The sequence below is a fragment of the Enterobacter cloacae complex sp. IR5422 genome, assembly GCF_049238165.1.
Lineage (GTDB): Bacteria > Pseudomonadota > Gammaproteobacteria > Enterobacterales > Enterobacteriaceae > Enterobacter > Enterobacter roggenkampii.
Map to the genome: position 1 here is coordinate 1 of NZ_JBMKHT010000074.1, position 10205 is coordinate 10205.

At 49.7% G+C, this 10205-nt stretch carries 10 protein-coding genes and 2 pseudogenes; 6 read left to right on the forward strand and 6 right to left on the reverse strand.

The window, feature by feature from the left end; translation table 11 throughout:
* The first annotated feature begins 508 nt into the window (after nucleotides 1-508).
* Both ccgAI and ccgAII read left to right on the forward strand, forming a co-directional pair.
* On the forward strand, nucleotides 509-688 hold the full coding sequence (gene ccgAI / locus ACOTXT_RS21430; protein ID WP_000214483.1) for a protein CcgAI: 180 nt from the start codon (nucleotides 509-511) through the stop codon (nucleotides 686-688).
* 54 nt (nucleotides 689-742) lie between these two features.
* The gene (ccgAII, locus tag ACOTXT_RS21435; protein ID WP_001749971.1) at nucleotides 743-1063 is read left to right on the forward strand and encodes a protein CcgAII; all 321 of its coding nucleotides are present in this window, start codon (nucleotides 743-745) and stop codon (nucleotides 1061-1063) included.
* 110 nt (nucleotides 1064-1173) lie between these two features.
* Here the strand turns inward: ccgAII and ACOTXT_RS21440 are convergent, their stop codons facing one another.
* The 4 genes from ACOTXT_RS21440 to stbA all read right to left on the reverse strand — a co-directional run bounded on the left by ACOTXT_RS21440 (nucleotide 1174) and on the right by stbA (nucleotide 3214).
* On the reverse strand, nucleotides 1174-1518 hold the full coding sequence (locus ACOTXT_RS21440; RefSeq protein WP_000999874.1) for a hypothetical protein: 345 nt from the start codon (nucleotides 1516-1518) through the stop codon (nucleotides 1174-1176).
* Nucleotides 1519-1699: 181 nt separating this feature from the next.
* Nucleotides 1700-2068 (reverse strand): plasmid stabilization protein StbC, encoded by a 369-nt coding sequence (stbC, locus tag ACOTXT_RS21445; protein ID WP_000414913.1) that lies wholly within the window; start codon nucleotides 2066-2068, stop codon nucleotides 1700-1702.
* 1 nt (nucleotide 2069) lies between these two features.
* A complete protein-coding gene (stbB, locus tag ACOTXT_RS21450) occupies nucleotides 2070-2786 on the reverse strand; it encodes a StbB family protein (protein ID WP_001749973.1) in 717 nt (238 codons plus the stop codon).
* An 8-nt stretch (nucleotides 2787-2794) separates the two neighbouring features.
* Nucleotides 2795-3214 (reverse strand): plasmid stabilization protein StbA, encoded by a 420-nt coding sequence (gene stbA, locus ACOTXT_RS21455; protein WP_001749974.1) that lies wholly within the window; start codon nucleotides 3212-3214, stop codon nucleotides 2795-2797.
* 490 nt (nucleotides 3215-3704) lie between these two features.
* Here stbA and ACOTXT_RS21460 point away from each other — a divergent pair, with 490 nt between their 5' ends.
* The 4 genes from ACOTXT_RS21460 to ACOTXT_RS21475 are packed head-to-tail and all read left to right on the forward strand — an operon-like array spanning nucleotide 3705 to nucleotide 9253.
* A complete protein-coding gene (locus tag ACOTXT_RS21460; protein WP_001749975.1) occupies nucleotides 3705-4121 on the forward strand; it encodes a hypothetical protein in 417 nt (138 codons plus the stop codon).
* A gap of 1 nt (nucleotide 4122) precedes the next feature.
* A complete protein-coding gene (locus ACOTXT_RS21465; protein ID WP_000342688.1) occupies nucleotides 4123-5652 on the forward strand; it encodes a type IV secretion system DNA-binding domain-containing protein in 1530 nt (509 codons plus the stop codon).
* Nucleotides 5652-8888 carry a MobF family relaxase gene (gene mobF, locus ACOTXT_RS21470; RefSeq protein WP_012561166.1) on the forward strand — a complete coding sequence of 1079 codons (3237 nt, stop codon included), beginning with the start codon at nucleotides 5652-5654 and terminating at the stop codon, nucleotides 8886-8888. The genes ACOTXT_RS21465 and mobF overlap by 1 nt, the downstream gene beginning before the upstream one ends.
* Nucleotides 8888-9253: a DUF6710 family protein gene (locus tag ACOTXT_RS21475; protein ID WP_012561167.1), complete on the forward strand. Its 366-nt coding sequence runs from the start codon at nucleotides 8888-8890 to the stop codon at nucleotides 9251-9253. Before mobF ends, ACOTXT_RS21475 begins: the two co-directional genes overlap by 1 nt.
* Nucleotides 9254-9262: 9 nt before the next feature.
* Here ACOTXT_RS21475 and ACOTXT_RS21480 read toward each other — a convergent pair.
* Together ACOTXT_RS21480 and ACOTXT_RS21485 are read right to left on the reverse strand one after the other, a co-directional pair.
* Nucleotides 9263-9760: pseudogene (locus ACOTXT_RS21480) on the reverse strand (Tn3 family transposase); the annotation flags it as partial.
* 160 nt (nucleotides 9761-9920) lie between these two features.
* Nucleotides 9921-10205, reverse strand: a pseudogene (locus tag ACOTXT_RS21485) (IS6-like element IS26 family transposase); the annotation flags it as partial.

The following is a 10205-nucleotide window of genomic DNA, read 5'->3' on the forward strand; positions in this document are numbered from 1 at the left end:
CGCCCCGCCCCTTCGGGGTGCCAACGCCCTTCAGGCGTCGGCATCCTTTGCCAGTGCGCTATTGTGTTATCCGTGGATTGTGCAGCTCAGCGGGGCGCTGGCCGTGACGGTGCGGTGTCCCCCGTAACCGGCCGCGCGGCGGCCGCTAACTCGCAGTACGGCGCCGCGACCCGCAGGCGGGCCGCTGTACCCGCGCGCAGGCGCGCGGCGCCCACTGCGCACCCCCGTGGGGGACGTGCGGCAGCTGCGTGGCGGCGGGCTGGGTTATGGCTTAGCAGGAAGGGGGGTTGGCCTGTTGCTCCGGTCAGTCCCGCAGTTTCCGGCGATTTGCGGCCGGTGTCCGGTGGAGTCCGGCGCGGTCGCCTTCCATGCCCTGACGGGCATAAAAACATGTAAATAAATTCCGTACTTGTATTGACTTTAAAGGCGTAATCACCGATAATTAAATCATCGGGAGGCAATACCGCCACCCGAAAAATTGCCGGTATCGGATCACTAAGGAGTAAGCATGACCACTGTTACCACCCCTTCCCAGCTGAAAAAAGAAGTCGAATCTCAGAAAGAATTATTGCTGCGCGCCTGCCTCGAAGCGTTCAACCAGCTGCCTAATCAGCGCCTGCAAGGCGCTTTCACATCGACGTATGCACTGGCGGCAAAATTAGACCAGCTGCTGCAACAAACTAAATAGCACTGACGACCCGGCCAAGCCGGGTCTTTAACAGAAAGATCGAGGACAAACGACATGACCACACAAACCCTTGAGCAGACTCTTGAAGATTTTCGTCGCCAGTGTGAGAGTTTTGCGCGCGAACAGCAGCCCCGCTGCGGCCTGATTTATGAACTGTATCAGCGCCGCCTGAGCGCGGTTATTGACGGCTATCTTGCTGGCGTTCCGGCCGAGTATCGGGAAGAACTGATCGCGGTAGCGCGGCGTGAATTTGACTATCTGACCCAAGACGAGATCGCGGAAGAAATCCGGCAGGATCGGGAAAACGATTATTGCAGCCACGGTATTGAGCGTAATTGTTGCCCGCTGGGCTGCGGAGATCTAGACGATTACTGAGCCGCCGAAAGAAAAAAACCCGGATTGACCGGGCTTTTTTCTTTCCGCTGCGCGGCCGTTTCAGTTATTACTCCGCGCTGCTTTTGGCAATTTCTGTATAGCACAATACACTACACATTAAGCTCGTTTGCTTCGACGGCTAGCCAGCAGTTAAAGGTTTCGCTCTGCCGTTCGCCGCCGCAACCTCCCTCCGCTTTCAGCTTTCCGCAAGCCTGGCATTTCCCCAGCTGCGCCTTTTGCTCCTGCCACTGTTGCCAGTTTCGGATCAGCAGCAGTTGGAAAAACTCATTCGTGGAATAGGCTGTTCGTCCTGGACGACGAACCCGGCAAAGCTCCTGTAACATTGCTTCTTCCTGTTTTGTTAGCGTGACTGTCACGCTAGCGCCTTCCTCTTTGAGTCGCGCGCGGCGCCGGGCCTGGCGAATACGGGCTTGTTCACGCTGTCGGTCATTCATATTTTTCCTCCACGTGACTGTCACGTTGAATTAAACCGGGCATTACCCCTGCGGGGCCGTTCTGCCGTGCTGCGCATCGAGCCGCTACGCGTCTCGCCCCTTCGGGCGGCGGCCACTAATGCCTCCGGCCTGCGGCCTCCGCGCTTCGCTTGAAAAAAAACCGGGACATGCCCGGTTTACATTATCTCAGTAGAATTATGGCTATCGCGGCACCCACGGCGGCGCCCACAATAGTGCAGCCAGCTGTAATAAAAAGGATCTGACGGGTTAACGTCTCAGCTCTGGACGCCTGCGCGCGGCGGAACTTCGTCAGAAATTCCTCACGCGCCTTAGCATCATCACTAATTGCCAGGCTAATTGAACGCTGGTTTTCTACTAAAGTCCGTTTAAGAGAGTCTGCCGTCTCTCCTAAACTTTCGGTGTCTTTTGCCAGCTTTTCCGAAAGCGCAGAAAGTATCTCAGTCATTTCTTTCTGACTTGCGGTGATTTCCTTCGCGTCACCTAAAAACCAATCCATCAGAACTTCAAATTTATCTGGCTGCTTTTCCATTTTATTCTCCCATTAAAGCCGCATATGCTTTATCGAGATTAGCTTTAACAGGAATTGCCTGTTTCATGTAGGTATAACGGCGGGCCAGTTTTTTGCGCTCGTCAGCATCCGTTGTTTGTTTAGCGCGGGCTTTAAATTCTTCTGGATCTTCAGCGGTCAATGCTTCGAATGAGATACGGTGATACGCGAGATATTCGAAAACTTCACTGTTATAAATAACAGATTTCTTGCTGATTTTGCCAACTTTCGTTCGTTTGACAAATTCAAATACCGGCGCCAGTACATCCTCTACTTCACTATCTGGACTAATGCGGTTTGGAACAAAGATGATTTTATCGCTGCTTACACCTGCCTTACTTAACGTATGTGCTGTTTTCAGGCTTTCATCAATGGCCTTATTATCAGGCGTAACCGGGATTACATACTTATCAAATTCATTCGCGCCACTGTCAAAGCGGGACATTGCCATCAGGAACGCTTCTACGTTTGACGCACCAATATCAATAATCCCGGCATCTTCAAAAACAATATCTTCAATCAACCGTGAAAAGTCATCACCTTTAAAAATGGAAACATTCTCAATCCCCAGATCGGAAGCAGACTGGTTGATAGTTTCAACCGCATAGAATTTTGCTCCAGTCAGACGCGGGGCTAACAGGTAGGATGAAATTAAGGTTTTACCAACGCTGCCACTGTAATTAATTACCGCTACTTTCATAAATCACCTCAGAATTTTTTATTGAACATCTTAGGGTCGAAATCTTCACTGATTTTATTGAAGAACTCTTTATCAATAATGCCGGGACTTTCTTTTTTTTCACTTCCTTGCGGTTCAGGCTCAGGCGGCGTTTGTGTATTGTGCAATACACTTTCCTCTGCACCTTTCTCGCTACCTCCTTTTTGTGTATTGTGCAATACACTATCATCATTGTTCGGCATCCTTTCATGTGTATTGTGCATTCCATTTTTCCGGATTTGCCGCGCTCTATATAGGGACGTATCAAAGCTACGAACGTTCACACCTTCCAGGCCGAAGCGTTCAGAAACTGCCTTATAAATTTCCTCCCTGGAAACTCCCAGTGACAGCATTTCTTCTATTTCCGGCAACATCAACTGAAGTGCCGCCCTGATACTTTTGGGCTTCATAGTACCCTCATTTAGAATGATGTAATTTTGATGTAATTTTGATGTACTTTTGATGTACTTTTGTTGTACTGGCTACCTCATGACCAAAGAATGATGTAATTTTGTTGTACTGTCAACCTTCAAGTGATGTAATTTTGATGTAATTTTGATGTACTTTTGTTGTACTGGTATTCATGCAAGCATGAATACGGAATATTGAACGCTTTTTAGCCAGTTAGTCCTTAACCTACGTAGATCGCCCCTACCAAAAAAGATGATTTTTTATCCCTTAACCTGCTATACACCTAACGCAGCGCGATAAATCACGCTATCATACTGATTTAAAAGATAAAAAAATAAATAGCAACAATATTCGGTAATAATTAGGTATTAAAAACACCCAATAACTCATTGTTTTATAATGAGTTTGCTTTATTACTTTGGTAATACTAAGATTTCAGCTTGTTAGATCCCAATTTTTTGTTTAAAAAATGCACAATGTGAGGACTGAATGCCAATAATAACCGCAAAAGTATCAGATGAACTTTTGGCCTATATAGACCTGGTTTCAGGAGGTAATCGGTCAGATTATCTGCGGCGCTGCATTGAAGCTGGCCCAGGTGATCGGGAGTCCGGGTTGAAAATAGTTGCCGACCGGCTGAGCGACGTAAATCGCAAACTGGATTATCTTTTTGACCGTGCTTCAGATGCGGATTTTGGCCCACTGCGCGATGAGCTGAAGGCAATAACCGAAACGCTATCTGGCGTAAAATTCCCACCGGCAGGACAGATGATGTTGCATGAATCACTCGCTATTGAAACGCTAATCCTCCTGCGCTCGATAGCAGAACCGGGCAAAACCAAAGCGGCAAAAGCAGAGGTTGAACGTAACGGCTACAAAGTCTGGGAACCAAAAAAGGAGCGCTGAAATGGACGATAGAGAAAGAGGCTTAGCATTTTTATTTGCAATTACTTTGCCTCCAGTGATGGTATGGTTTCTAGTTGCAAAATTTACCTACGGTATTGATCCATCCACGGCTAAATACCTGATTCCGTATCTGGTTAAGAATACTTTTTCGCTATGGCCTTTATGGTCAGCTTTAATTGCTGGCTGGTTTATTGGTGTTGGCGGTCTGATCGCTTTTATCATTTATGATAAATCACGCGTGTTTAAAGGCGAAAGATTCAAAAAGATTTATCGTGGTACAGAGCTTGTTCGCGCCAGAACACTCGCTGATAAAACACGCGAAAGAGGTGTCAACCAGTTAACCGTGGCTAATATCCCCATACCTACATACGCTGAGAACTTGCATTTTTCGATTGCCGGTACAACCGGTACTGGTAAAACCACAATTTTCAATGAACTGTTATTTAAGAGCATCATTAGAGGCGGCAAAAATATTGCTTTAGATCCAAATGGGGGCTTCTTAAAGAATTTCTATCGTCCCGGCGATGTTATTTTAAACGCCTATGATAAACGCACTGAAGGCTGGGTGTTTTTCAATGAAATTCGCCGTTCATATGATTACGAGCGCTTAGTGAACTCTATTGTTCAGGAAAGCCCTGATATGGCTACTGAAGAATGGTTCGGCTATGGCCGTCTTATTTTTAGTGAAGTTTCGAAAAAACTTCACAGCCTATATAGCACAGTAACTATGGAAGAAGTTATTCACTGGGCCTGTAACGTTGACCAGAAAAAATTAAAAGAATTTTTAATGGGGACGCCTGCCGAAGCTATTTTTTCCGGGTCTGAAAAAGCAGTTGGAAGCGCGCGATTTGTTCTCAGTAAGAATCTTGCCCCACATTTGAAAATGCCGGAAGGTAATTTTTCCCTGCGTGACTGGCTTGATGATGGAAAGCCGGGAACCCTGTTTATCACCTGGCAGGAAGAAATGAAAAGGTCACTTAATCCGCTAATTTCCTGCTGGCTGGATTCGATTTTTTCTATCGTGCTGGGTATGGGTGAAAAAGAAAGCCGCATTAATGTATTTATTGACGAGCTGGAATCACTCCAGTTTCTGCCAAACCTCAACGATGCACTGACCAAAGGGCGTAAAAGCGGTCTGTGTGTTTATGCTGGCTATCAAACCTATTCTCAGCTGGTTAAGGTTTATGGTCGGGATATGGCTCAGACAATTCTGGCTAACATGCGTTCTAACATCGTGCTGGGCGGCAGCCGTCTCGGTGATGAAACGTTGGATCAAATGTCGCGCTCACTCGGTGAGATAGAAGGCGAAGTTGAGCGTAAAGAATCCGATCCTCAGAAGCCCTGGATTGTCCGTAAACGCCGCGACGTTAAAGTTGTTCGTGCCGTAACGCCTACCGAAATATCAATGTTGCCAAACCTCACCGGCTATCTGGCGTTGCCTGGTGATATGCCCGTCGCTAAGTTCAAGGCTAAACACGTTAAATACCATCGCAAAAACCCTGTTCCTGGCATTGAACTGAGGGAGATCTGATGCTTGATATAACCACGATTACCCGCCAGAACGTCACTAGCGTTGTGGGCTACTACTCTGATGCAAAGGATGATTACTACAGTAAGGATTCATCATTCACGTCCTGGCAGGGAACCGGAGCTGAAGCCCTCGGCTTATCCGGGGACGTTGAATCAGCCCGGTTTAAAGAGCTGCTTGTCGGAGAGATAGATACCTTCACGCATATGCAGCGACACGTGGGTGATGCCAAAAAAGAGCGTCTGGGCTACGACCTGACGTTTTCAGCGCCTAAAGGGGTATCCATGCAGGCGCTGATACACGGCGATAAAACCATTATCGAGGCTCATGAAAAAGCTGTTGCCGCTGCTGTGCGTGAAGCTGAAAAACTCGCGCAGGCCCGGACGACTCGCCAGGGGAAATCAGTAACCCAGAATACCAATAACCTTGTCGTCGCTACTTTTCGCCACGAAACGTCCAGGGCGCTAGATCCTGATTTGCACACCCACGCTTTTGTCATGAACATGACCCAGCGCGAGGACGGCCAGTGGCGCGCGCTCAAAAATGATGAGCTGATGCGTAACAAAATGCACCTGGGCGATGTTTACAAACAGGAGCTGGCGCTGGAGTTGACCAAAGCCGGTTATGAGCTGCGTTACAACAGCAAAAATAACACGTTCGATATGGCCCATTTTTCAGACGAACAGATTCGCGCTTTTTCCCGCCGGTCGGAGCAAATTGAAAAGGGACTCGCTGCAATGGGCCTGACGCGGGAAACCGCCGATGCTCAGACGAAAAGCCGCGTCTCGATGGCGACGCGTGAAAAGAAAACAGAGCATTCCCGTGAAGAAATTCACCAGGAATGGGCCAGCCGCGCCAAAACGCTAGGCATTGATTTTGATAACCGTGAATGGCAGGGACACGGTAAACCTCTGGAGGCTGATATTGCGCGCAACATGGCCCCGGATTTTACCAGCCCTGAGGTTAAAGCTGACCGGGCTATCCAGTTTGCAGTTAAGTCGCTGTCAGAGCGCGATGCCAGCTTTGAACGCCAGAAGCTGATTCAGATCGCTAATAAGCAGGTGCTGGGCCATGCCACAATGGCCGATGTTGAAAAAGCGTACCTGAAGGCGGTACAGAAGGGCGCCATCATCGAGGGCGAAGCCCGGTATCAATCAACGCTGAAGGTCGGTGCTTCAGTTATGGCCGAAACTCTGACGCGCAAAGAGTGGATCGACTCGCTGACGAATAGCGGGATGCGTGCGGATAAAGCCCGTTTTGCGGTAGATGATGGTATTAAAAACGGCAGGCTTAAAAAGACCAGCCACCGCGTCACTACCGTGGAGGGTATTCGCCTTGAGCGTTCCATTCTGACTATCGAATCACGCGGCCGGGGGCAGATGCCGCGACAGCTGACCGCAGAGATTGCAGGCCAGCTGCTCGCCGGGAAAACCCTCAAGAATGAGCAGATGCGCGCAGTTACAGAAATTGTGACGAGCAAAGATCGTTTTGTGGCCGCACATGGTTACGCCGGTACCGGTAAAAGCTATATGACGATGGCCGCTAAAGAGCTGCTGGAGTCACAAGGGCTGAAGGTCACGGCGCTGGCCCCCTATGGGACACAGAAAAAAGCGCTTGAAGATGATGGATTACCGGCCCGCACCGTTGCCGCCTTCCTCAAAGCGAAGGATAAAAAGCTGGATGAAAAATCAGTCGTATTCATTGATGAAGCCGGGGTTATACCCGCCCGGCAGATGAAACAGCTGATGGAGGTGATCGAGAAGCATAACGCTCGCGCGGTATTCCTGGGGGATACGTCACAGACGAAAGCGGTAGAAGCCGGTAAGCCTTTTGAGCAGCTGATTAAAGCAGGTATGCAGACCAGCTACATGAAAGACATTCAGCGACAGAAGAATGAAGTTTTGCTTGAGGCGGTTAAGTATGCCGCTGAAGGTAATGCCGCGCGCGCCCTGAAAAATATCACCGGCGTGAACGAACTGAAGGAAGAAGCGCCCCGACTCGCTCAACTTGCCGATCGCTACCTGTCTCTGTCCTCAGAACAACAGGATGCCACCCTGATAATCTCTGGTACGAACGCCTCACGCAAAACCCTCAATGACTACATCCGGGGCAATCTGGGGCTTGCCGGAACCGGCGAAACGTTCACGCTACTTGACCGCGTGGATTCGACACAGGCGGAACGCCGCGACAGCCGTTATTTCAGTAAAGGGCAAATCATTATCCCCGAACAGGATTACAAAAATGGTATGAAGCGGGGCGAGTCTTACCAGGTTCTTGATACCGGGCCGGGCAACAAATTGACGGTTGAAAGCAGCAGCGGTGAGCAGATCGCTTTCAGCCCGCGTACACACACCAAGCTGTCTGTATACCAGGCAGTCAGCGCCGAACTGGCGCCGGGCGATAAGGTCATGGTAACGCGTAACGATAAAACGCTGGACGTTGCCAACGGCGACCGCTTCACGGTGAAAACCGTGGAGGGTGAAAAACTGACGCTTGAGGACAAAAAAGGGCGCACGGTTGAGCTGGACAAAAAACAGGCTTCTTATCTTTCCTATGCTTATGCAACCACCGTCCACAAATCCCAGGGGCTTACCTGTGATCGCGTGTTGTTCAACATAGATACCAAATCGCTTACCACTTCTAAGGACGTTTTTTATGTTGGTATTTCGCGTGCGCGTCATGAGGTGGAAATTTTTACCGACGATAAAAAATCTTTGGCATCGAGCGTGAGCCGCGACAGCCCGAAAACCACGGCCGCAGAAATTGACCGTTTCTTTGGGCTTGAGGCCAGGTTTAAGGATATTGGCCGCGATACCAGTTTAGAAACCCGATCAGCTGAAAAAGGTCTGCCAGAAGCCACGGGGGAAAGCATGGCGTTTAACCAGAAACCCGATGAACATAACATGACAACCGGCACTGATTATCAGCCGGTGAGCAACGCAGAGGACGCCTTTCATCTTAAGCAGAACCCTATGGATGATTCCGTTGGCCTGCGGCGTCATGAAGCACAGCAAAATGATGCAGAACTGGCCCATGATTATGCTGCTGCCGACGATCAGCAGTGGAGCGCGCAGGAGTATGCCGATTACGAGCATTATGCCGAAGCATCAGACTACGACTTTGACAGCAGCATTTACGACGATTACGCCATGCCGCAGACGTCTCAGGCGGAACAGAGCCATACCGGAAAAGAACACACCCATGAGCATGAGCATGAAGAAGGGGGCCATGAAATCTGATGGAGCAGACCGACAAGCGCAAGCAGGATAAACTGAAGTTCGACCGGGTAATTAATCTGGCGCGCAGACTGCCGCAACCGGCGATCCATGACTTACTACGCGCGCTGATACTGCCAATTCAGGCCGATTACTTGCTGGCCGTTGGCACGGAGGGCCAGGACGCGCGCCCGGACATGAACGAGCGCGAGTTCTTCTTCACAAAAATCATCTGGGCGATGGATTACACGCACATGAAATCACTCAGGCTTGCAGCTGAAGATTTTCCCCTGGCGCTTGCGACGGCCAAGATCCTGCCGTGGCCGTGGGGTGAATCAAGCTACCGGAGTGCTTTAGCCGATATAGGGGTTCGAGGTTCAATCGTGTAAAAAACCACGTTAAGGCAATAATTCATTGTTTGAATTGAAATTTAATGGCCTCAACTCTCCCTTCAGAATATTTTCCGGCAGCGTGAACGTATAATGTCCCAGCATGTTGATATGACCGTACATCAGTGGCGACAGGCGTGAGATATGCTCGTCTTCCGGGATCTCACCAGCGCTGCGCAAATGTGATAGCGCTTCCTGCATATAAAGCGTGTTCCACAATACAACTGCGTTAGTGACAAGCCCCAGCGCACCCAGTTGATCCTCCTGCCCCTCACGGTAACGTTTTCTAATCTCACCACGTTGGCCGTAACAGATCGCCCTTGCCACGGCGTGACGGCCTTCTCCCCGGTTAAGCTGAGTCAGTATCCTGCGACGATATTCTTCATCATCAATGTAGTTGAGGAGGTACAGCGTCTTGTTGACCCGTCCCACCTCCATAATCGCCTGCGCCAGCCCTGACGGACGGGAACTTTTTAAAAGCGAGCCCACAAGTTCTGAGGCGTGGACTGGGCACTGTTGCAAATAGTCGGTGGTGATAAACTTATCATCCCCTTTTGCTGATGGAGCTGCACATGAACCCATTCAAAGGCCGGCATTTTCAGCGTGACATCATTCGGCACTGTTGCAAAGTTAGCGATGAGGCAGCCTTTTGTCTTATTCAAAGGCCTTACATTTCAAAAACTCTGCTTACCAGGCGCATTTCGCCCAGGGGATCACCATAATAAAATGCTGAGGCCTGGCCTTTGCGTAGTGCACGCATCACCTCAATACCTTTGATGGTGGCGTAAGCCGTCTTCATGGATTTAAATCCCAGCGTGGCGCCGATTATCCGTTTCAGTTTGCCATGATCGCATTCAATCACGTTGTTCCGGTACTTAATCTGTCGGTGTTCAACGTCAGACGGGCACCGGCCTTCGCGTTTGAGCAGAGCAAGCGCGCGACCATAGGCGGG

What these genes read in the sequence shown, in the direction of transcription:
- ccgAI (WP_000214483.1), top strand. Translation starts at nt 509, where the DNA reads ATGACCACTGTTACCACCCCTTCCCAGCTGAAAAAAGAAGTCGAATCT.
- ccgAII (WP_001749971.1), top strand. Translation starts at nt 743, where the DNA reads ATGACCACACAAACCCTTGAGCAGACTCTTGAAGATTTTCGTCGCCAG.
- ACOTXT_RS21440 (WP_000999874.1), bottom strand. Translation starts at nt 1,518, where the DNA reads ATGAATGACCGACAGCGTGAACAAGCCCGTATTCGCCAGGCCCGGCGC.
- stbC (WP_000414913.1), bottom strand. Translation starts at nt 2,068, where the DNA reads ATGGAAAAGCAGCCAGATAAATTTGAAGTTCTGATGGATTGGTTTTTA.
- stbB (WP_001749973.1), bottom strand. Translation starts at nt 2,786, where the DNA reads ATGAAAGTAGCGGTAATTAATTACAGTGGCAGCGTTGGTAAAACCTTA.
- stbA (WP_001749974.1), bottom strand. Translation starts at nt 3,214, where the DNA reads ATGAAGCCCAAAAGTATCAGGGCGGCACTTCAGTTGATGTTGCCGGAA.
- ACOTXT_RS21460 (WP_001749975.1), top strand. Translation starts at nt 3,705, where the DNA reads ATGCCAATAATAACCGCAAAAGTATCAGATGAACTTTTGGCCTATATA.
- ACOTXT_RS21465 (WP_000342688.1), top strand. Translation starts at nt 4,123, where the DNA reads ATGGACGATAGAGAAAGAGGCTTAGCATTTTTATTTGCAATTACTTTG.
- mobF (WP_012561166.1), top strand. Translation starts at nt 5,652, where the DNA reads ATGCTTGATATAACCACGATTACCCGCCAGAACGTCACTAGCGTTGTG.
- ACOTXT_RS21475 (WP_012561167.1), top strand. Translation starts at nt 8,888, where the DNA reads ATGGAGCAGACCGACAAGCGCAAGCAGGATAAACTGAAGTTCGACCGG.